Annotated in this window: 14 protein-coding genes; 11 read left to right on the forward strand and 3 right to left on the reverse strand. The window is 51.3% G+C overall.

Features of this window, described 5'->3' with window-relative positions:
- Nucleotides 1–179 precede the first annotated feature (179 nt).
- The 9 genes from HFP08_RS08020 (at nt 180) to HFP08_RS08060 (ending at nt 16331) form a co-directional block, all read left to right on the forward strand.
- Nucleotides 180–1145: an acetylxylan esterase gene (locus HFP08_RS08020; protein ID WP_168120068.1), complete on the forward strand. Its 966-nt coding sequence runs from the start codon at nt 180–182 to the stop codon at nt 1143–1145.
- Nucleotides 1142–2638 carry a sulfatase family protein gene (locus HFP08_RS08025; protein ID WP_168120069.1) on the forward strand — a complete coding sequence of 499 codons (1497 nt, stop codon included), beginning with the start codon at nt 1142–1144 and terminating at the stop codon, nt 2636–2638. The genes HFP08_RS08020 and HFP08_RS08025 overlap by 4 nt, the downstream gene beginning before the upstream one ends.
- Nucleotides 2639–2831: 193 nt before the next feature.
- Nucleotides 2832–7322 (forward strand): discoidin domain-containing protein, encoded by a 4491-nt coding sequence (locus tag HFP08_RS08030; RefSeq protein ID WP_168120070.1) that lies wholly within the window; start codon nt 2832–2834, stop codon nt 7320–7322.
- Between the two features lie 17 nt (nt 7323–7339).
- Nucleotides 7340–8812: a sulfatase family protein gene (locus HFP08_RS08035; protein ID WP_240941183.1), complete on the forward strand. Its 1473-nt coding sequence runs from the start codon at nt 7340–7342 to the stop codon at nt 8810–8812.
- Nucleotides 8813–8991: 179 nt separating this feature from the next.
- Nucleotides 8992–11289 carry a helix-turn-helix domain-containing protein gene (locus tag HFP08_RS08040; RefSeq protein ID WP_168120071.1) on the forward strand — a complete coding sequence of 766 codons (2298 nt, stop codon included), beginning with the start codon at nt 8992–8994 and terminating at the stop codon, nt 11287–11289.
- 163 nt (nt 11290–11452) lie between these two features.
- Entirely contained in the window at nt 11453–13099 is a 1647-nt protein-coding gene (locus tag HFP08_RS08045; protein ID WP_168120072.1) for a type 2 periplasmic-binding domain-containing protein, read from the forward strand.
- Between the two features lie 66 nt (nt 13100–13165).
- Entirely contained in the window at nt 13166–14089 is a 924-nt protein-coding gene (locus HFP08_RS08050; protein WP_168120073.1) for an ABC transporter permease, read from the forward strand.
- 11 nt (nt 14090–14100) lie between these two features.
- Nucleotides 14101–14991: a carbohydrate ABC transporter permease gene (locus HFP08_RS08055; RefSeq protein WP_168120074.1), complete on the forward strand. Its 891-nt coding sequence runs from the start codon at nt 14101–14103 to the stop codon at nt 14989–14991.
- A 5-nt stretch (nt 14992–14996) separates the two neighbouring features.
- Nucleotides 14997–16331, forward strand: a complete 1335-nt coding sequence (locus HFP08_RS08060; RefSeq protein ID WP_168120075.1) for a sulfatase family protein — start codon at nt 14997–14999, stop codon at nt 16329–16331.
- Nucleotides 16332–16665: 334 nt separating this feature from the next.
- On the opposite strand, the gene HFP08_RS08065 is transcribed toward HFP08_RS08060, so the two are convergent.
- The 3 genes from HFP08_RS08065 to HFP08_RS08075 are packed head-to-tail and all read right to left on the reverse strand — an operon-like array spanning nt 16666 to nt 19521.
- Complete coding sequence (locus HFP08_RS08065; RefSeq protein WP_168120076.1) at nt 16666–17979, reverse strand: MFS transporter; 1314 nt, start codon at nt 17977–17979, stop codon at nt 16666–16668.
- Nucleotides 17967–18743 carry an alkaline phosphatase family protein gene (locus HFP08_RS08070; RefSeq protein ID WP_168120077.1) on the reverse strand — a complete coding sequence of 259 codons (777 nt, stop codon included), beginning with the start codon at nt 18741–18743 and terminating at the stop codon, nt 17967–17969. The genes HFP08_RS08065 and HFP08_RS08070 overlap by 13 nt, the downstream gene beginning before the upstream one ends.
- 13 nt (nt 18744–18756) lie before the next feature.
- Nucleotides 18757–19521, reverse strand: a complete 765-nt coding sequence (locus tag HFP08_RS08075; RefSeq protein ID WP_168120078.1) for a DeoR/GlpR family DNA-binding transcription regulator — start codon at nt 19519–19521, stop codon at nt 18757–18759.
- A 209-nt stretch (nt 19522–19730) separates the two neighbouring features.
- Between HFP08_RS08075 and HFP08_RS08080 the strand changes: the two genes are divergently transcribed.
- Together HFP08_RS08080 and HFP08_RS08085 are read left to right on the forward strand one after the other, a co-directional pair.
- Entirely contained in the window at nt 19731–20744 is a 1014-nt protein-coding gene (locus HFP08_RS08080; RefSeq protein ID WP_168120079.1) for a glycoside hydrolase family 130 protein, read from the forward strand.
- A gap of 202 nt (nt 20745–20946) precedes the next feature.
- Nucleotides 20947–22248, forward strand: a complete 1302-nt coding sequence (locus tag HFP08_RS08085) for an ABC transporter substrate-binding protein (RefSeq protein ID WP_240941184.1) — start codon at nt 20947–20949, stop codon at nt 22246–22248.
- Nucleotides 22249–22260 lie beyond the last annotated feature (12 nt).

The following is a 22260-nucleotide window of genomic DNA, read 5'->3' on the forward strand; positions in this document are numbered from 1 at the left end:
GGGGCTGCTCGTTCTATGCTGCACGCCACAATTGATGGATATCTGCATCATAAGGCTTGCCATTCATCAAGTCCTGTGTGAAAATCGATATAAATCGAACCCTGGCAAGCGTTCTGATGGTGAACAATCCGCCTCGGCCTGCCGAGAGTCTATTCATTTTTAGGAGGATTAATTGCAGAATGGGTTATTTGCAGCGTGCAACAGAGGAATTATATCAATATATGCCCGAGCTTACGAAGAAGGATGATTTCGATGCGTTTTGGCAAGAGACGATAGGGGAAGCGAAGGAAGTGCCCTTGGCCCCAAAACGGATAAAGCTCGACTACCCGATCGGCAGCGTGGAGGTTTACGAGATTCAATATAACGGGATGGATGAAACGACGATTCATGGCTGGATGATCGTACCGGCGTTCATGCGCAAGGAGCAATACCCATGTCTGATTCATTATCACGGATTTAGCGGAAACCGGGGGGAGCCTTCGGCATTTATGAATTGGGCGATGATGGGCTTTGTTGTCCTGACCGTCGACTGTCGCGACCAGGGAGGGCGCACAGGCAACCAGGCCTCGTATTCAAGCGGCTTCTCGCTTAACGTAGCCAGCAAGGGGATTCATAATAAATATGAGTACTATTACCGCTATGCCTATATGGATTGCTTGAAGGCAATCGATTTCGCTTGCGCGCAGGCGGAGGTGGACGCTTCGCGCATCGTGGTTGAAGGAGGCAGCCAAGGGGGAGGCCTTGCCATGGCGGTGGCGGCGCTGGATGACCGGCCGGCGCTTGCGATGGTCGATGTGCCGAGCAACAGCAATTTGACCCAGCGCGTCGAGGGGCTGCACGGCGCCTTCGCAAGCGTTGCCGAATATGTGAAGCGGCGTCCCGAGGAGCTCGAGCTCGCCATCGATAACTTGACGTACTTCGACACGATGAATATGGCCGACCGCATCACGTGCAGGGTGCTTGCCTCGGTAGCGTTAAAAGACGAAACCTGCCCGCCGCTGATGTATTTTGCTACCTATAACCGGCTTGCTTGCGATAAGGATATCGTCGTCTACCCGTTTAACGGACATGAGGGCGGGGGCGCAAGGCAGACGGAGGAAAAGCTTTCCTACGTCAAGCAATGGTTCAAGGAGTGGTTCGAATGAGTGGCAACCCGCAAAAGCAAAAACCGAATATCCTCATCTTCATGAGCGATCAGCAAAGAGGGGATACGATTCCGCCCTACGGCAAAGCCAAGACCCCGAATCTTGACCGCTTCTGCCGGGAAGGCTTGACCTTCTCCAATGCGCACACGATCTCCCCCCATTGCTGCCCTTCGAGGGCGACGTTCTTCTCCGGTCTCTACCCGTCGCAGCATGGCGTATGGAATAACGTGGATGTCGGCAATACCCTGTCTCGGGGCTTGTACGAGGGCGTTCGCCTGTGGAGCGAGGATTTCCGGGATGACGGCTACGCGATGAGCTATCATGGCAAATGGCATGTCAGCGGTTTGGAGGGACCCGAGCATCGGGGGTTTAACGAAGCAGCTTCACCCGCCGCCGGCTATCGTCATTCTCGTCCTCATACCAGGGAATGGGCACAATATGAGAGCATGAATGCTGGATCCGGAATAGACGAGCAGGGCGAACGACAGGAAGGCCAGATTATGCGAAAAGGCTATGAAACGTACGCGCATTACGGCGTGCACGAGGATCCGTTCAACGATCGCGCGACAGTCGAAGAGGCGATCGCCTCGCTGCGAAAGCTGGGTTCCCATTCATCCGGCAGCCCCTGGTGCCTCTATGTCGGTACGCTTGGCCCGCATGATCCTTATTTCGTCCCGCAGCGCTATCTGGATAAGTATGCTATAGATGATATCGAGCTGCCGCCAAGCTTCAACGATCGCATGAAGGACAAGCCCGGTCTGTACCGCAAAACGCGCGATCGCTTCGACCAGCTTACCGAACGCGAGCATAAGGAAGCGATCCGCCATTATCTTGCGTTCTGCACCTATGAAGACGATTTGTTCGGACAGGTGCTGGTGGAGCTCGAACAGTCAGGCGAAGCGGAGAACACGCTCGTCTTGTATATTTCCGACCATGGCGATTATATGGCGGAGCATGGCTTATGGTGCAAAGGCCTGCCTTGCTTCCGCGGCGCCTATCACATCCCGGCCGTCATCCGCTGGCCTGCCGAATTGAAAAATCCGGGAAGGATTGTCGATGCATTCATCAACCTGGCCGACTTTGCCCCTACCTTCATGGAGGCGGCCTCCATACAGACGGAACGCGAGTTCGCGGGAAGAAGCTTAATGCCGTTTATCCGGGACGGTCGGCCGGAAGCCTGGCGAGAGGCAGTGTTCACGCAATCCAACGGCAACGAGCTATACGGCATTCAACGCTCGATCATGACGAAGGAATGGAAATTCGTCTATAACGGCTTCGATTACGAGGAGCTCTACGACCTGCGGGAAGATCCGCATGAGACGCGCAATCTATTCGGGCAAGAGGAATACGAGCCCGTCGTGCGGTTGCTTTCCGAGCAGCTCTGGGCCTTTGCCAGAACAGTTGACGATGTGTGCATTAATCCTTACGTGATGGTTGCGTTGGCGCCATACGGCCCGGGATCGGCGTTCCGTTCACGGGCGACGAATCCATAAGCTTTATTCGCTACACATCAGGAGATCGCCCGCGGTCTCCTGTTTTTGATGATGATGATCCTTAAATGATGATCGCCCATTCAGAAATTGATGATAGCCTGCCATATTCCATGATTTACACGGTTAAACTCCCTCTTTTAGAATGAATCTGGACGTAACGGTCCAAGATCAATCCAAATGAAGGAGGAGAAAAATGAAAGCGAAATCATTTAACCGAATGACCAGAATCCTGGCAAAGGGGATGTTGTCTGTACTTGTGTTGCAAGTCTGTGTGTTTGGGCTGCAATCCTTCCTCGTTGCGCCAAGCGCGGCGGCAAGCTCGGGCAGCGAGAACCTGTTGCAGAACGGCGGTTTCGAGCAAGGCACTGTCGGATGGATTCCATGGGGGCAGGCTGCCGAGATAACCGTGGACGAGTCTGTATATAAGGAAGGGAGCGCAGCGCTGAAGGTTGTGTTGTCGGACAAGACGGCAGGGAGCATTCAGAATGTAAATGTACAAGGCGGTACAATGTACAGTCTCAAGTTTTGGCTGAAAATGGAGCCATTGAATGAAAACGCGACATTCTATGTGCGTGCGACATACGTTAGCAGCGATGGCAGCAAGGAAACGGTCCAGATACCTGGAACAAGTCTTACAGGAACAGGGGATTGGCGATTTATAGAATCGCATTTCCAAGTGCCGGAGGATGTAATTCGCATAAATCTGAACCCTTATTTCTCAGCGAAGGGCACATACTGGCTGGATGATATGTCCTTGTCCGAGTATATTCCCGTTACAAGCATCTCGCTGAATCCTGAAACGCTTTCTCTGGATATAGGTGAAGCGGCTGCTATTCAAGCCATTATCGCTCCAGGAAATGCCACCGATCAGGCGATAACCTGGACGACTTCCAATTCTGAAGTGGCAACGGTCGTTGACGGCACAGTGACCGGGCTGCAACAGGGGATTGCCATCATTACGGCTGCTTCAGACGAATTCAGCGCAAGCTGCCTCGTTAAGGTAGACGTGTCTTACGAGTTGGAGCAAGCGAGCCCTGAAGTCGTTACAGATGAGGACATTGCCGTTCAAGGAGCGCTGGAGCCGTATAGCGACGGAGGAGCTCCGTTGCGTTATGAAATGCTTGCAGGGCCCGAAAGGGGACAAACGGAATTGAACGGGGATGGGACATGGGAATACCGTCCCGACAGCAATAGCTACGGAACGGATTCTTTCACGGCTGCTTATTGGGATCAGAATGGAGGCTTCGGCACCGTACAAGTCCAACTTGTGATTCAATCTGTCAACGATGCGCCTGTAGTAGAGAACGAGCAGTTCTTGTTGACCGAATATGAAAATGTCAGCGGACAGATTCAGGCAGAGGATATCGAGGGGGACGAGCTATTCTATGCTATCGGACAATCGCCCGAACACGGCGAGCTGACCTTGCTGCAAGATGGACAATGGACTTTCGTTTCTGACGGCTATGTAGGGAAAGTTGAATTCCAAATCGACGTATCCGATTCGCAAGGCGGCCATTCGCCGGCTGTTATCCAGCTGTTTACCGGCCCAGCGGGAGATACGGTGATGGCGGATCTGCGCCAGCAGCATCCCGTTGGCGAGCATCCACGCCTTTTGGCTACAAGCGATGATTTCGACGCGGTCAGCCAAAGAATGCTTACAGACACGACATTCCAACAATGGTATGCAGAGGTCGAGCAAGAAGCCGACGATATGCTGCAGGATCCTTTGCCGGTCTATGATACCTCGCAGGATCACGGAAGCGGCAACTTCCTCAACAGCATCAGCAGAACCGAATTGGATCGCATGCTGCACTGGGGCTTCATGTACCAAATGACCGGCGATACGGCTTACGTCGACAGAGCATGGCAGGATCTTCAGGCAACCAACGCTTTCGTCGATTGGAGCCCGGCTCAATTTCTTGCCACGGCTGAATTGTCCTTCGCCTACGCGATTGCGTATGACTGGTTCTATGATGCATGGACCGAGCAGCAGAGAGAGTCTCTGTACACGGCGATATCGGATAAAGCGTTCGATCCTGCGTTGAAGGTATATCTGGAGGAGCCTGCCACTGGGATAGAGCGAGGCTGGTTCACTTCATCGACCAACAAGAATGCGGTGGTCAACAGCGCACTAGCCATGTCTGCGCTCGCGATTGCCGATGAAGCGCCTGTCCAATCGAAGGAGATTCTTGAGGAGGCTCTGCAATCGGTACAGGAGCATCTGGATCATTATGCGCCGGATGGAGCCTCGGAAGAAGGACCGATGTATTGGAATTATGCGATGCAGTACCTGGTGGATCTGCTGTCTTCCATGGACGCCTCCCTTGGAACCGACTATGGGTTCTCCGACAAGGAAGGAATGGCGGAATCCAGTTATTACCCGCTCTATATGACATCGCCGACAGGAAGCCGCTTCAATTACAGTGATGCGGATTCATCCGGCATGTTTAATGACGAGAATTTCTGGATGGCCAATCGTTACAATGTGCCCGAGCTGGGCGGCTTTACGCTGCAGAGTCCGAGGATTGGCGTGAAACGCTTGCTATGGGCGCAGCCCGAGAATTATCAGACGCCCGCGGAAACTGGAACGGCATTAGACAAGTTGTTCACGGGAAGGGAAGAAGTCGCGTCGATGCGAAACGCATGGGGCAATGACGAGGCTCTGTATGTCGGAGTCAAGGGCGGGGACAACCAATCCAGCCACGGCGACCTGGATATCGGATCGTTCGTGCTGGATGCGCTCGGCGTCAGATGGGCGATGGAGCTCGGCGTGCAAGCCTATGGCTCAACCGATTTGTGGAGCTTCGATGAAGATGCGGCAAGGTGGACCTATTACAAGAAGCGGGCGGAGGGGAACAACACGATTGTGATCAATCCCGACTCGGGCCCCGATCAGAACCCTTATGCGGTTTCGAGCGTCACGCAATTCGTCTATGGATCCCAAGAAGCGTTTGCGATTGTCGATCTTACGCCTGCCTATGAAGATCAGGTCGTATCGGCTCGGAGAGGGGTAGCGCTGAAGGATCATCGGAGCAGCGTTCTTATGCAGGATGAACTGGAAACGAAGAAAGCATCTGATATATGGTGGTTCATGCATACTGCTGCATCTCAAGTTGAGATAGGACAAGATGGCAGAACGGCTGTTCTGAAGCAAGGAAACAAGCGGCTGCAAGTAAGCATTCAGTCTCCGGCGAATGCCGAGTTCAGCCTCATGGATGCCGTTCCGCTGCCAAGCTCGCCGAATCCGGCGGAGAATGACAGCACGACGGGCATCCGCAAGCTGGCCATTCATCTGGAAAATGCCGTTAATCCGACCATTGCGGTGTCGTTTACGCCTTATCTGGCCGGCTACGCGCCCGATAGCCAGAATGAGACGGTCTTGCCGCTGGAGGATTGGACGATATCGGAGCGGCAAGCCGCCCCCTTGGAATCGATTCTGGTAAATGGGGGGACGCTTCCGAATTTTTCGCCGAATCAACGCTTCTATGAAGAGACGCTTCCAATAGACGAGGACAATCCGCCGATCGTCGCCGCCGTCCCTCAGTCATCAGGCGATCAGGTTGTGATCGAGCAGGCGGAAGGCTTGCCGGGAACCGCAGTCATTACGGTCATTCCAGCAGATACAGACAAGGATGAAGCGGTCTATTACGTTTCCTTCAAGCGTGAAATTCAAATCGGAGTGCCCGCGTCGGCTACCAAGTGGGACGTCCTGCAAGCAAGCGCCAGCGATGCGCAATACGCGGAAGGCAATATTCCGGAGAATGCCGTCGATGGCAATATGTCAACCCGTTGGTCCGCAAGCGGCAGCGGCCAATGGCTTCAGCTTGATCTCGGGCAGGAGCGCTTGGTCAATGCCGTCAGCGCAGCCTGGCTGAGCGGAAATGCGCGAAAAACATGGTTTGATATCCAGGTTTCTCAAGACGCGGAAACTTGGCAGACGGTTTACGAGGGCGAGAGCAGCGGTATTTCCGCTGATTCCGAACTATATACGTTCAATGCTGTTTCTGCCAGATATATCCGTATCGTGGGCTATGGGAATAGCGTGAACACCTGGAACAGCATTAATGAAGCGGGCGTTTATTGGCAAGAGTCAAATTCACTGGCGACGGACGCGCCAGCCAATCCGGTTCTCTCGAACGACAACGGATACGACACAGGCTTGAGAGACGGCAACTACACCATCACGATGAACCAATGGTGGGGGAATAACGGTACGACATACAAGCTATACGAGAATGGAGTCTTGATTGATACGAGGTCATTAATCGATTATTCTCCTGCTGCTCAGACAGCTGCAACTGTCCTGACGGGCAGACACAATGGCACTTATGTATACTCTTGCGAATTAATGAATTCATACGGCACCGCAAGCTGCGATCCTTTGACCGTTGCTGTTGTCGACGCATTGCCCGGCAATGCCATGCTCTCCAGCGATAATTGGGATGGAGACGGCAACTACAACGTGAGGATGGATATGTGGTGGGGAACGAATGCCTCTATCTTTGAGCTCTATGAGAACGGAAAGCTTCTTCAAACCATTCCTCTGGTCGAATCGACACCTGGAGCCCAATCAGCTCAGGTTACGATGACAGGCAAGCAAGCAGGCACGTATGAATATTACGGCAAGCTAATCAATGCGGCCGGCGAAACGGTAACAGCGGAATTGGTCGTACATGTATCTTGAATAGTGGAGGGTCAGCATTGGAAAATCGACCGCATGTAATCGTCATTATGGCCGATCAATTAAGAGAGGATGTTTTATCGCCTGAGGTTACGCCGCATATTTGCAAGCTTCTCACGGAAAGCTTTCGCTTTCAGCGCGCCTATTGCGCTTCGCCGCTTTGCGTGCCGGCGAGAGGCTCGTTCTTCACCGGGCGGTATCCGAACGAGACAGGCTGCGTCATCAATCCATGGACACCCGCGGAGAAAGCGCACGGGCTCGTGGCGTCCGGCACTCCGAATTTGTATCAGCATTTAGAGGACGACTGGGATAGCTGGCATGTAGGCAAGCAGCATTTCTTGACGGCTGACGGCATTGATCGCTTGGCGGATTCGAAAACCAATTGGCGGAACAGCGAAGAAGAATATGGGCCTTTCTTACGCGAGCATGGCAAGCGCGCGCCGGGAGGAGAGCGGTTCCGGGGAATCGTTCCGGAAATGGCTTTCGGCACAACGACAAGATTGAAGAAGTATTCCATACCGACCACAGGCTGCTATGAGGAAGGCTTTGACTATTTCTTCGACGGCTTTATTCTGGATACGGCCTTGAAGGCGATTCGCGATCGGGACCGGAGTAAGCCGATGCTTCTAAATGCCATGTTCCTGGCACCGCATCCGCCGCTTGACATTCCGGAGCCTTGGTACTCCAGATTCAATCGGGAGGAGATCGCTCTCCCGGACAATGTCGGGCGTTGGTCGGCCAAGCAATCGCCGTTGCAGCTTTATAATCTGACCGGGGCTGTAGGCAGTCGTTATTCGAGGGAAGACTGGCATGAAATCTGGAAGACCTATCTCGGACTCGTCTCGTTGCTCGATGATTGTGTAGGCCAAATGATCGATGAGCTGAAGAAACAAGGGATGTACGAGGACGCGCTCATTGTATTCACAAGCGATCATGGCGAAATGCTCGGTTCTCACGGATTATGGCAAAAAATGTGCATGTACGAGGAGTCTGTACGCATTCCGCTCGGCTTCAAATTCCCGCAAGGTGATCACGACCAATATGGCGGTGGCAGCTCGGATGAACCGGTTAGCGCAATCGATGTGTTCCCAACGCTTTGCGACTATCTCGGAGCGCCCATTCCCGAATCGGTTACCGGGACATCGCTTATGGAAGTCATGAATGGCAGAGCGCGAGCAGCATCAGGAAATGTATTCATCCAATTCGACGGCAATGGAGCAAGAGGTAATTATCAACGATGCATCGTACAAGGCTCCGACAAATTGATCGTAGACTGGTTCAAGGATGAAATTTTTCTGGAGCTATACGATCTGTCGAACGATCCTATGGAACAGGATAATCGGATATTCGAAGAAAGTGAGCGAGAATTGATCGCGAGATTGTTGGATGATCTCAGCAATCATATGAAGCGGACGGGAGATTTGCTGCAACTGCCGCCGAATCTATATGATCGCTTTGTCGAGCAGTATGCCCCCTTCTATAAGGATAAATAAAGCTTCCATACAGACAGGACCTTCGTCATTGCGGAGGTCCTGTCTGTTTTTGATGATCCTTTCGAAAAAAAGATGATTTACGAGGGCGGATTGAATCCAGTAGTGTTAGAGCAGGATAGTAAAATGGATTACGGGTTCGACAAAATCGATATATCTCAAAATCGGGGGATGGGAGCATCATGTCTAACAAAAAGTTACTTCTATTGCCGCGCAATAAAAGTGTGGCGCTAAAATGGTTTATTTCTTATTTAATCGTCCTTGTTATTCCTATTTTATTTGCGCTCTACCTGTATCATGATTCCGAGAAAATCGTCAGGGGACAGATGAACGAGTCGAGTGTAATGATATTGAAGGAGATGAAGGATACCTTTGATAATCAGTTGAATGAGATGGGCAAGATTGCAACGCAAATCGCATTTAACCCCAAAGTGCAGATGATGGTTAGCAAACAAGCCTCTCTGACTCCTCGAGAGGAGTATATGTTGGTGGAGCTTCTGGATGATTTTAAGGTGTATAAGGCGGCTAACTCCACAGTCGAAGATTTTTTTGTTTACTTCCACCATCAGGATATAGTCGTTTCCTCCAATAATAAATTTAGAACCAATCACCTGTCGATCTTCCTGGATGATTTGGACATCGATATGGAGGAGTGGGACGGGCTTGTCGGAAATTCAACGATGGAGGGTTACGGCGCGCTTGAGAAACCAGATGGAAGCAAGCTGGTATTCTACAAGCAAAGCTTGCCGTTCAGGCAGACAAAGGATCCTGATGTGACCATTGCCGCAGTGCTGGATAACAAGAGTATTCTGCAATATTTCGATTATTTCCACGATGAATATCAGGGGATTGTCTATATTCTGAATGATCAAGGCCGAACCTTATTGTCTTCTCAATCAGAGCCTCTTCCATTTGATGCTTCGCGTTTAACGTCGGAGGCTAATGGATTTCACTCGAATGAATATGTTGTATCGTATATTAAATCTACCAACACGCCGTTCACTTACGTCATCGCGATTCCCGAAAGCGTATTCCAGCAGAAGCTGCACGCGATTAACAAAACCGCGATTGCCGCTCTGGTCCTGGCTATTATTCTAGGGCTGCTCATGGTGTTATGGCTAGTGAGCAAGCAATATAAGCCAGTCCGCAGCATTATGTCCCAGTTATCGAAGAACAAACCAGTCAGTCATGCCAATACGGATAACGAGTGGGAAATGATCGAGTCGATGCTGGGCGAGACCTTGGAAGAAAATTCGACTGCGAATCAACGATTGCATCGTCAGAGAAAGGTTATTGAATCGAATTTGCTCGAGCGAGTCATCAAGGGACGAATCGAAGGTCAAGAGATGCTGGAAGATATTCTTAGCGGGATGGATTTCGAAATGGCGTCAGAGGAATTTATGATTTTCATCATTTATATCGAAAACTACGAGCTTGACCTGGTCGGAGATCGAGAGGACGACGCCAGGGATTGGGATCTTGTTCGCCTAATTATTAGCAATATTACGGAGGAGCTGCTGAATCCCGTATGTCGTCAAATCATGTTTGAGGTTGACGATCTCCTGGTCGGGCTGATTAATGTGCCTCCATCCCAAGAAGGCGTTATGAAGGATGACAGAGATCCTGTTATCGCCAAGCTGCGTGAGTCCCAGAAATTTATTCAAAATCGGTTCAACATTCAATACTCCGTTTCGTACAGCGGACTTCATCGAACGATTTCCAGTATCCCGAGTGCGTATGAAGAGGCGATGCAAGCGATGGAATACAAGTTTTTGCTGGGCACATCGCAAATGATCGACTTCGAGAGCTTTAAGAAATCGGAGCCCGAGTATTTCTATTCGCTTGAGCAGGAGCAATGGCTCGTCAATTATATCAAGGCAGGCGATTATGAGAGCGCGAAAAAGCTGGTCGATCAGTTGGTGCACCTATTTGGTTCAGCCGGCAACGTATCGATTGAAGTGGTGAAATGTTTTATGTTCGACATTACCTCCACGATTATAAAGGCGACAGAAGAAATTCAAATGAACAAAGAGGAAATCGTGAATCAAACCATTAACGATCTCCTTCACTGTCGAACGATTGTGGAGATGCAAGACAAATTACTCCAATTACTCAAGAAGATGACCGACTTTATTCAAGAGAAGAAGTCGGGCGGCGACGAAGAACTGAAAAATCAGATTTTGTCTTTCATCGAGGAGCGCTATTCCGACAACGATTTGAGCGTATCTTCAATTGCGGAAAGCTTTCACAAGGATCCTGTCTATCTGTCGAAGTACTTTCGGAAATATGAGGAAGACGGTATTCTGGACGCGATTAATCGGGTCCGTCTGCAAGCGGCGAAAATTCAATTAATCGAAACCGGGAAGACGATTAAAGAGATCGCGAATGATGTCGGTTATTACAACAGCAATGCGTTTATACGAATCTTCAAGAAATACGAGGGTATCACGCCGGGGAAATACAGGGAAAGCAACGAATGAACAGATAAAACGCAAATGGCGACAGTGTTCAATATTGATGACGCTCAAAGACTGTTATTGATGATAAAACAAGGAATTGACGATTTACCGAAGGATAGCCATTCTCCTACACTGATAACTGAACCTGCCAGGTGTTCGATATGAAATAAGGAGGCAACTTCAAATGGGGAAGAAAAACAGAAACAGAGCCATTCAATGGATGTCAGCGCTGTTGGTGGTGACTGCGGTCACAGGATGCAGCGGCAACAATGGCTCGGATGCTAACGGGAATGCGAAGAATGGGAGCAATACTGCTGCGAATGAAGCGACTTCGGTTGCTGGCGACAGTCAGAAAGAGATTGATCTCAAGTATTGGACGGGGCTGCCGGCCGAAGTTGCGACTGTAGCGAAGAGCTACAACGACATCACCATGTATAAAGTAAGAAATGAAGAAAGCAACGTGAAAGTAGAATTCGAGCATCCGGCTTCGGGGAGCGAGGATGAGCAGTTCAATCTTATGATGGCGAGTCAAGCGCTGCCGGATGTGATTGAATACGATTTCCTGAATAAGTACCCGGGAGGACCGGATAAAGCGATCGAGGATGAGGTTATCATTCCGCTGAACGACTTGATTGATGAATATGCGCCAAATCTTAAAAAATATCTGGATGAACATCCGGATCTCGCGAAAGAAATCAAAACGGATAACGGAACCATCTATAATATTCCCTCCTTGTCCGACACCACGTATCGTTCGTTTGGCGGACCTATGATTCGCAAGGATTGGCTGGATGAATTCAATCTGAGCGCACCGGAAACCGTCGACGATTGGGAGAACGTGCTTGGCACGCTTAAACAGGAGAAGGGGCTGGATGCTCCGTATGCGAAATTGCAATGGATGCCCGATGTCTTCGCTTGGGCTTACGGCATTCAGATTTTCGACGATCAAGGCTTCTATCAGGATAACGGAACGGTATTGTATGGACCTATGCAGCCCCAGTACAAGGAATATTTGACGAGAATGCATAGCTGGTATGAGAAGGGATTGCTGGATCCGGACTTCGCCACGATCGATCAGAAAACGATGGACGCCAAGGTTTTGCAAGATGAAACCGCTGGGATTTATGGTTATATCGGCGGAGGAATGGGAACCTATAACCCGGCCGGCCAAGAGAAAAACAAGAATTTCGAATTGGTCGCGGTGCAATACCCCGTGCTGAATCAAGGAGATGAGCCCCAATTTATCAATGCCGCGGCGGTTTATCAGCCTGGCAACAGCGCTTATATTACGACTGCGAACAAAAACCCTGTGGATACGATCAAATGGTTTGATTATTGGTTCTCCGAAGAAGGACAATTATTGAAAAACTTTGGCGTCGAGGGCGAGACCTACAACATGGTCGATAATTACCCAACCTATACAGACGAGATTCTGAACAATCCGGACGGCTTGTCGATTGCGGTTGCGATGGGGAAACATTTCAGAGCAAACAAACCGGCGCCGGGTATACAAAATCTTCCTGCTTATCTGGAGCAATATTATCAAATGGATGAACAGAAAGAAGCGGTGCAAGTGTTCGGCAAATACGCGGACAATAACACGAAAAACGCATTGCCGAAGGGATTGGTGCCGACGGCTGACGAATCGAAGGAAATGGCCAAGCTCAATGCGAACATTCAAACGTATGTGAAAGAAATGTTCACCAAGTTTATCATGGGCGCCGAATCCTTGGACAATTACGACGATTATTTGGCAACGCTGGAAAAGTTGGAAGTGAATCGATTGGTGGAATTGAAGCAGAATCAATTCGACCGTTACCAACAGAGATAGGATTTCTTGCGAAAGAAGCGCATTTGCGCTTCTTTCAACTTCCTGCAATAGAAAGGTGATTCAACGATGAGAGAATCCATACTGCCGCGATTGCGAAAGGACATTGTTCGAAACAAAGCCATTTATCTCATGCTGCTGCCAGTCCTTGTCTTCTACATCATTTTTGAATATGGACCGATGTATGGCGCAATTATCGCTTTCAAGGATTTCAATGTGAGCAGGGGAATTCTGGGAAGCGACTGGGTTGGCTTTAGCCATTTTACAGATTTTTTTGAAAGCATCTATTTTTGGCGCGTGATGAAGAATACATTTGTTGTTAACTTGTATTTGCTGATTTTCGCTTTTCCGGCTCCGATCCTGTTAGCTTTGCTGCTCAATGAGGTAAGAGCCAACAAATTCAAGCGCACTGTGCAAAGTATCACCTACTTGCCTCATTTCATCTCCGTTGTAGTGGTCGTAGGGATGATCGTACAGTTTACCGAACGCAATGGATTCATTACGCAGCTATTATCGCATTTTGGCGGGTCGACCCAAGCTTCGCTGCTCGCCTTTCCCGAAAACTTTCGCGCTATATTCGTCGTATCCGAAATTTGGCAGCAAATCGGCTGGGGCTCCATTATTTATTTGGCTGCATTGAGCGGGATCAGCAATGAGCAGTACGAGGCGGCAACGATTGACGGAGCCGGACGCTGGAGGAAGGTATTGAACGTGACCATTCCCGGCATTATGCCGATTATCGTCATCATGTTCATTCTGAATATGGGGAAATTCATGACCATTGGGTTTGAGAAAATTGTATTGATGTACAATCCGAACACGTATGAAACGGCGGATGTCATCAACACTTACGTATATCGGGTAGGCCTTAGCGGCAGCTTTGAATTCAGCTATGCAACGGCAGTAGGGTTGTTCCAATCGGCTATGAATTTTGCTTTGCTCATCCTTGCCAATTGGATTAGCCGCAAGGTGAACGAAACAAGTTTATGGTAGGAGGGAATGCGATGACATCGCGTCACGACAGCAGTGGAGAGAAGCTATTTGATGTGTTCAATTATTTCATATTATTCATTCTGATTCTGATTTGCTTGTATCCTTTCGCCTATGTGGTATTCGCATCCTTGAGCGATTCGAATCAATTCATGGCGCATTCGGGGCTATTGCTGCATCCGTTAGGCTTTGATCTTGCTTCTTACAAAGCCGTTTTCTCCAATCCGAATATTCTTCAAGGCTACGAAAATACGTTAATAATCGTTGTGGGCGGTACGGCGCTGAATTTGCTCCTAACCTCCATCGGCGCGTATTGTCTGTCCCGTAAGAACGTGATGCTGGCGACGCCGGTCATGCTCGGGATTGTGTTTACGATGTTCTTCTCGGGCGGAATCATTCCCGTTTATCTGCTTGTAACCCAAACGCTCCATCTGGGCGACAATCTGCTCGCCTTGATTTTGCCGACGGCCATTAATACATGGAATCTGATTATTATGAGAACCTCCTTCGCCTCCATACCGGAAGAGCTGATCGAGAGCGCCAGGATGGACGGCGCCAGCGAGCCGTATATATTGGCGCGGATCGTGATGCCGCTGTCGATGTCGGTCATCTCGGTCATGCTCTTGTTCTACGGCGTGCAGCATTGGAATGCGTGGTTCCAGGCCGTTATCTTCCTGAGAGATCGCGGATTGTACCCGGTGCAGCTGATTTTAAGGGAAATTCTCATTCAAAATAATACGTCAGCGATGTCTCAGAGCGCAGGAGGCGGCTCGGATATCTATTCCATTGGCGAGACCATTAAATACGCTACGGTCATCGTCACGACGCTTCCCATCTTGTTCGTCTATCCCTTCCTTCAGAAATACTTCGTCAAGGGTGTCATGATCGGAGCCATTAAAGGATGAGGCCTATGAATATCGTCTATCTGCACGCGCATGATGCGGGCCGTTATGTCAGTCCGTACGGCTTCCCGGTCGATACGCCGAATCTGATGAAATTCGCGCAGGAGGGCGTGCTGTTCCGCAAAGCGTTCTGCGCCGCGCCGACCTGCGGCCCCAGTCGGTCCGCGCTTATGAGCGGTCAATATCCGCATGAGATCGGAATGTACGGACTTCCCGGGACGCCAGAGGGTTGGGCGTTCGACGACTATGGCAAGCATTTGGTCCGCAATCTGAGGGAGCTTGGCTTCGAGACGGTGCTTGCCGGCTGCCAGCACGAGACCGGCAAGAGCGACAAGGAGCTTCGCGAGGATCTTGGCTACGAGCGTCTGCTGAACGAAGGACGGGAGAAGAAGGGCTGGTTTTATCAGGAGACGATTGACCATGTGGAGCGCTACCTCGCCGAACCGAAGACGCGGCCCTTCTTCCTGTCGGTCGGCATTGACGAGCCGCATCGCAACAATATCGGACGGCCCGAGCTCGGCATCGGCGGAGAGAGCGCCCGCTTCTCCAAGACGCGCTATTATAATCCTGATTTGCTGGATTATCGCTATACGGCGCCGCCGCCGTTCCTTCCCGATCTGCCCGAGATTCGCAAGGATATGGCCAGCTATCGGGAGGGCGCTCGCATCATGGATGAGTATATGGGACGCGTGCTGTACGCGCTGAAGCATTACGGCTGCGAGGATAACACGCTCGTCATTGTGACGACCGATCATGGCATCGAGTTTGCCGGCGGCAAGAAGACGCTGAGCGATCAAGGCATCGGCGTCATGCTGATGATGCGCGGGCCTCATGGCTTCAGCGGAGGCCGGGTCGTCGAGAGCCTGGTCTCGCAGCTCGATATTTACCCGACGCTATGCGAGCTTCTGCAAATCGAGTGCAGGTCATGGCTGCGAGGCAAGAGCCTGATGCCAATCCTGCGCGGGGAAGCGCAGTCGATCCATGAGGAGATATTCGCCGAGCAAACCTGTCATGGCAAGCTGGAGCCGCTCAGGTGCATTCGGACCGAGCGCTGCAAGCTTGTGCTGCGTCATTATGCGGAGGGGCCCAAGCTTCGCAGCGATTCCCCGTGCGATGACCTCATGGCGTCCATCGGCTTCTATGACCGCCCTCTTGGGGCCGTCGAGCTGTTCGACCTGTACCTTGACCCTTGGGAGCACTGCAACCGCGCGGAGGATCCCGCTTATCAAGCGATTCGCAGGGAGCTTACGGAGAAGCTGACGCTTTGGATGTCGGAGTCCGGAGACCCGTTCCCGAGCGGTTCGTTTCCCGAGCATGGCATAAGAAGAGGAGATCATAGATAGACAGGGTGAGGCAACGGATGTCTTCTTGCTATCGCTCCAAGGCATACCGGAGCTGAACGACATCTCCGCCTAAAGGCTTGCAGTCCATGTGAACATGGACGCAGGAGCATGGCGCGTATCTGAAGAAGGATGAGGAAGGCAAGGCGATCTGAAAAAATAAGGAACAGAAATAGGCGACAGAGTACTCCTTCGGGAGTTATTCTGTCGCCTTTTAAACGAAAGCAGCCCGAAGCCGCCCAATAGAGCTGGAAACCAACACTACAGAGCCGAAAGTCGGATGGAATGGAGAAATAGAGCTGGAAACCAGCACTACACCCATTTGTGTGAAGATCGGTTACGAGCTTGCCGTAAACCGTCCCCAGCGCCTCGCGCATAATGCGCACAGGATCGCTCCCGCAAGAGCCATGACGCTCCATATCATGATCGTGTGCCGCCAGCCGAATTGCTCGTTGAATGCCGCAAAGCCATAGATCGAACCGGCGCTGCCGACATAGGTGAAGGCGTTCAAGATGCCCGACATCGTGGAGATCCGGCCGAATTTGGCGAAATGCATGGGGAGCAAGCTGATCAGCATTAAGTTTATGCCGTGAATGCAGCCTGTCAGGAGGCTTATAATCGCAACGGCGACAACAACATTCGACTTGTAGACAGCCAGCAGTAAGCAGGCTGCTGCGAAAGCCGCGGTCCAGAGATAGGCGGCCATCTTGAGCTCATTGTTCACGATGCGCTGGAAGAACGAAGCCGCGGCGACGCTCGCGATCGCGAACAGCGGCAGGACGGCCGTGTTCAGGATGGAGACGGCATTGCCGATATGGAAGGTGTCGGCGATATACGTCGGCATCCAGGTGGTGATGCCGTCGCGCAGCGCGCCTTGCAGCACGATTGCCAGAAGGATCGGCAGCAGTCCCGAAGCCAGTAAGAGCGAGCCTGGGTTAGTCTTCGCCGGTGAGACCGGATCGTTTTCTTCAGCGACGGAGCTCGTCTTCCTGCCTTTTACAAGGGAGTCTTCGATCTCGGCGCTCCCTCTATTCGATATATCCCGGACCTCCGCGCGGCTTGACGAATGTCGCCGTGGCAAATCCCGAGCCCTGGCAAACCACGCGGCGGCAACGGCTAGAGCCAGAGCAGCTGGTAACAGGAAGGACAGCCGCCATCCCGATAGATGAATGCATAGCGGCACAAGCAAGTATACGCCGATGGTGCCGGCGGAGGCTGCCGTTACAATGCCGACGCTTGTTCTCCGGAATTGCACGGGGGATAGAGCCCCCGCCATACTGCGCATAAGAGGCGGCCAGAGCATGGCCTGGAACAAGCCGTTGAAGCCCCAAACGGCGGCTATCAAGTAGATGTTGTTCAGGCAAGCGACAGCGATATTGCTCAGAGCGACCAGAGCAAGACCCGCAGCAATCATTGATCTGGGCTGCAAGCGGTCGCCTAACATGCCGAAAAAGGGCTGCCCGACGCCATAGGCGACGAAGCTTAGAATCAGGGCGATTCCGGCAAGCTGATTGGATACCCCCAGCGAATCCGAGATTTCGGAAATGGCCGCTCCGTAATTGATGCGAGTCAGATAGCTGGTGAAATAGACAAGGCAGCATAAGAGGCTGAAGGCTGTCGCTTGACGTCCGGACAGGCTTACAGCAAGCATCGTCCCTCCCAATCCGGATTAGCCGGAACGCCGATCAGCTTCGCGATCGTAGGAGCGAGATCGATAATATTCGCCTGCCCGAGCTCCTCCCCCTGCGCAACGGCGCTGCTCCTGATGAACAGGGGAATGGTCATATCCTCCGCCATGCTCGTGCCGTGCGTCCGCTCATGTCCGCCGTGATCGGCTGTTACGATGACGGCATATTCCTCAGAGACGGCGTTCGCAATTCTCTCGATGCTGCTCCAGGAATCGTAGACCGATTCGATATAGGCCTCGGACATCCAGCCATGCCGGTGCCCGATCTCATCCACCAGTCCGAGATAGAGGAAGACGAAGTCGGGCGAATGCTCTTGTATGTATTGCGAGGCCCGATCGGTGAGCTCATCATTCGTCGTCTCGAAGGAATGCTTGTATCCGTTCAGAAAGCAGCTGTGAGACAGCGATCCGGGACGGCTGACGTCTCGCAGCTGCTCCCAATTGTAGAACATAGCCGAGCTTTTGCCATGACCGTGCAACTGCTCGCATAAGCCGGCAATCGGACGAACCTGCGGCGTATACACATTCTCCATAATGCCATGCCGCTGAGGAGGAACGCTGTGAAACAGGGACATATGACAGGGCAAAGTAATGCTCGGCATGACCGTTGTCGCGCTCAGCGTGTGGCTTCCGACTGCTTTCCATTTTTCGATACAGGGATGACCGGAACTCTCCAGCGCGTCGGGACGCATGCCGTCGACCAGAATCAACAATACCTTTTCGCTCATGATGAACTCTCCTTTAATTGCGAATGATTTGCAGGGCGCTCCTTTTGTACGACTCATAGATTCGGTCCGGAAGCCGGTTGTCTGTAATAAGCTTCAAGGAAGGAGACAAGTCGCAGAGCTTGATCTTGGCCGTCGTTTCGAATTTCGTGCTGTCGGCGAGCAGGAACACCTCATCGGCGTTCTGCATATAGGCGCGCTGAATTTCGAACAGTTCGTGCACGAATTCGCTTGCTCCGTTCTTTAAAGAAATGGCGGAGGGGAATATGAATACTTTCGCAAAATGAAGGCGGTTAATCGCATCCAACGCCATGTGGCCGCAGAAGGCCTTCTCTTCCCGGTGATATTTCCCTCCGATCTGAATCAATTCATACTGCTCCATATCGCTGAAGCAGCCGAACACCTCGGGCGAGTTGGTGGCAATGGAGAGCCGCTCGAATCGGTTCTTGATTATCGGCGCGAGCTCCATGGCCGTACTGCCTGAATCGATGGCGATTATATCTCCTTCGTTAATGAAGCGAACGGCCGATTCGGTCAATTGCCGTTTTAATTCGACATTCTCGTTCGCGCGGGCTTCGAGCTTCGTGAAAGCTTTCGACTTCTTGATGGATACGGCGCCGCCATGAACTCTAGTCAGTACCTTCTGCTTCTCCAGATGGGCGAGGTCTCGGCGCACGGTTTCGATGGAAACCGCGAACAGCTCCATAAGCTCGGCGACCGTAATGGAAGCGTTCCTCTCCAGCAGCTCCGCGATTTTGGCGTATCGTTCATTTGCAAACAAATGCAATCAACTCCAATCAAATACACATAAATGCACATCTAGAGAATAAGCGGTATAGTGCGTTGTGTCAAGCGTTTGTATGGAATTCGAGAGCCGACACCTGGATGAGCGCATAAAATCGGACGTAATCGAAGTTTTGTAGGATATAATCCGCTGATGGGGAAAGTTATAATGAATGGCATACTACATCCTGTCAGGAGGAACTTAAGGTGCAAATAACAAGACATCCACAAAACCCGATTGTCGTGCCGGGTCTGTTCGAGTGGCGCAAGGCCACCGTGTTCAATCCGGCTGTTATTATAGAAGATGGGAAATTTTATATGATCGAACGCACGGCGGGCTCGCTTACGCCATGCAAAAACTATCTGGGTCTGCTTGTGAGCGAAGACGGCGTGAACTTCACCCATGTGAAGGACGAGCCGGTCGTCACGCCGGATGAGCTGGGCTTCCCTTACGGCAGCGTGCAGGATCCTCGCGTCGTCAAGATTGACGATACCTTTTACTTGAATTACGCGCTCCGTCCATGCGCGATGAATTATTATCCGACCGGAACAGGCTTGCCGGAGCGCTCGATTCCGGAATACCCGGACGGCTGGGGCAATGATCCCCAGCATTGGCTGACCCGCTCGGGCATTATGACCTCGAAGGATCTCGTTAACTGGGAATATCTCTGCGACACGACGCCGCTTGAGATTAACGACAGGGACAATATTCTATTCCCGGAGAAGATTAACGGCAGATTCGCGCTGCTGCGCCGTCCCGAGGAATATGTCGGTCCGGAATACGGCACGGAGAGAGCGGCTATGTGGATCACTTACTCGGATGATCTCATTCATTGGGACGAGCCCGAGCTTTTGGCCACTGCCGGCAGCGAGGCTTGGGAGCAGAAAAAAATCGGCGGTTCAACGCCTCCGGTCAAGACCGACAAAGGCTGGCTGGTGCTATATCACGGCGTAGACTTCGACAGCGTTTATCGCGTCGGCGCCTTGCTGCTTGATTTGGAGGATCCGAAGAAGATCATTGCGCGCACGAAAAACTTCATTATGGAGCCGGTGCCGTACTATGAAAAGTTCGGGTATCAGGTGCCGAATGTCATCTTCCCGACGGGCAACGTGGTGAAGGACGGCTTGCTGTACATTTATTATGGCGTTACCGATACGGCCATTGCTCTAGCTACTGTGCCGCTCGATGAATTAGTCGATTATATCCTTGCAGGCAACTAAATCATTCGAATTATATTGCAGATTGTTCCAGAAGTTACATGGATCAATCTGCTTTTTCTATTTTTTTATTGTAAAAGGGTGGAAATCTTAAAAATTCGGGTATAATCATGTTTCGCTTGGATATTAATCCGGTCTAAGGGCAATTTATAATGGATATATGACATTTGTCATAATAAGTTTTCAAGAAGGAGAGGGTTTTGACTTGAAACAGAGAAAATGGATGAAAACAACGGCGGCGATTGCAATGGCTGCTGCGCTAACGGTTGTGACGGCATGCGGCAACAATTCGAACAACGGCGCTAACGGGGAAAACGGCGGCTCAGATGAGGAAACAATTACGCTGACGATGATGCATCCCTGGACCTCGCCGAATGCGGACAATGATGTGTATAAAGCGCGTATCGCGGCTTTCGAAGAGAAGTTTCCCAACATCAAGATCAAGCAAGACGGCGTAGCGGCAGCGCAATATAAAACGAAGCTGTTCACGCTGGCAACGGCCAACAATCTGGCGGACATCGACGTCGTATGGCCTGGCGCGGACTTGGATCCTCTTGTTTCGGGCGATCTGCTAATGCCTCTGAACGATGTCATGGGCGATTTCGACTACGTGCTAGAGGATTCCCTTCCTGGGTATAATGTGGACGGCAATCAGCTTGCGATCCCGACGAAACGCAACTTTGTAGATATTATCTATTACAACAAAGAATATCTGTCGCAGGTTGGGTATGATCAATTCCCGACGACATATGCCGATTTTATCGAAATGATCAAGAAGCTCAAGGAAGCGGGAATTACGCCGATCTCCTTGGGAAATAAAGAAAAATGGCCTCTTCAGTCCTCCTATATGTCGATTATCGGCCAACGCTTTGCGGGAGAAGACTTCCTGGCGAAGGTAGTGAAAGGCGAGGCGAAGCTGACGGATCCCGAATATGTGAAAGCTATTGCCGTCATCGACGAGTTGACGAAGCTTGGCGCCTTCAATGAAGATGCCAACAACATGGATTCGGTGCAAGCGCAGGATTATCTAATTCAAGGCAAAGCGGCGATGCATATCTCCTCCGCGACGGTGAACGCGCGTATTCGCATCGATAATGAGGAAGGCGACAAGTTCGGCATTGCATTGTTCCCTAGCGTACCGGACGGCAAAGGCGACCCGCAGATGAGCTCTGGCGTGGCGCAATTCGGTATCGCAATCAAGAGCGGCTTGGACGAGAAGAAGAAAGAAGCGGCTCTTGAATTTTTGAAATTCTTCCTTGACAAAGAAATGTATGCCAATCTGACGAAAGCCGGCATTCTCGTTCCTGTTGATCTGGAGATGGGCGAGGACGTGAATCCGTTCGTGAAGGAAATGTATGAATTGACCAGCCATGGAACGGCGCCTGTCTTCGATGCGGTTATCCCGACTCAGGCAGCCAAAGAATTCGAAAACGGCTTGCAGGCTCTTACCGTTGGCAGAAGCACGCCGGAGCAGGTGGCGAAGGATGCGCAGGCGCTAATTGAATAGCAGCTTCGCACT

Source organism: Paenibacillus sp. HB172176, from assembly GCF_011947265.1.
In the GTDB taxonomy this organism is placed as follows: domain Bacteria; phylum Bacillota; class Bacilli; order Paenibacillales; family Paenibacillaceae; genus Pristimantibacillus.